Here is a 998-nt window from a genome sequence, read left to right as displayed (position 1 = left end):
GGCGCCGGCAATGCGCGCCGATCGAGCTTGCCGTTGCCGGTCAGCGGCAAGGCCGCCAGGGTCACGTAGGCGGCCGGCACCATGTAGTCGGGCAATTGCTGGGCCAGGGCCTCGCGTACCGCGTGGGTGTCGAGCGCGGCCTCGCCGTCGGCCACCACGTAGGCGACCAGGCGCTTGTCGCCGGGCTCGTCCTCGCGTGCCAGCACCGCGGCCTCGCGCACCCCCGGCTGGCGCAGCAGCTGGGCTTCGATCTCGCCCAGTTCGATGCGGAAGCCGCGGATCTTGACCTGGTCGTCGATCCGGCCCAGGAACTCCAGCTCGCCGTCGGCCAGGTAGCGCACCAGGTCGCCGGTCTTGTACAGGCGGCCCTCGCCGAACGGATCGGCGACGAAGCGCTCCCGGGTCAACTCGTCGCGGTTCAGATAGCCGCGCGCCACCCCGGCGCCGCCGATGTACAGCTCGCCGATGCTGCCGATCGGCTGCAGCTGCCGGTGCGCGTCGAGCACGTACAGCCGGGTGTTGCCGATCGGCCGGCCGATCGGCGTCGCCGCCGATCCGGCCAGCGCCGCCAGTTGCGCCGGCTGGGTCAGCGTCCACACGCTGCAGCCGACCACGGTTTCGGTCGGGCCGTACTCGTTGACGAAGCTGGCGTTCGGCAGCAGCTCGCCCTTCCAGCGCTGCAGCGTCGCCGACGGCAACTGCTCGCCGCCGACCACGATGCAGTGCGGCGCCTGCCCGGCCGCCACCTCGCGCTCCAGATACGACAAGGCGTCCAGATGCGCCGGGGTGATCTTGAACAGCCAGCCCTCGCCCGGCGCGAACAAGCGCTCGGACAGGCGGCTCAAGGTCTGCGTGTGGCTCTCGTCGGGCAGCAGCCACACCGGCTTGCCGGCCAGCAGCGGCGGCAACAGCGTGGTCAGCGTCGCATCGAAGCACAGCGGCGAACTGACCACCGAGCCGGCCACGTTCGGCAGGTACGACTCCACCGCGTGCGCCAG

General features: G+C 71.6%; 1 protein-coding gene. It reads right to left on the bottom strand.

The window, feature by feature from the left end; genetic code table 11:
* A partial coding sequence (locus tag AC3A57_RS22890; RefSeq protein ID WP_487581006.1) for an amino acid adenylation domain-containing protein occupies nt 1-998 on the bottom strand: 998 nt, incomplete at both ends.

The sequence above is a fragment of the Lysobacter sp. Soil_C_15 genome (genome assembly GCF_057657315.1).
Note: the sequence above shows the minus strand (reverse complement) of the source record. Positions and strands in the feature narration are given on the sequence as shown.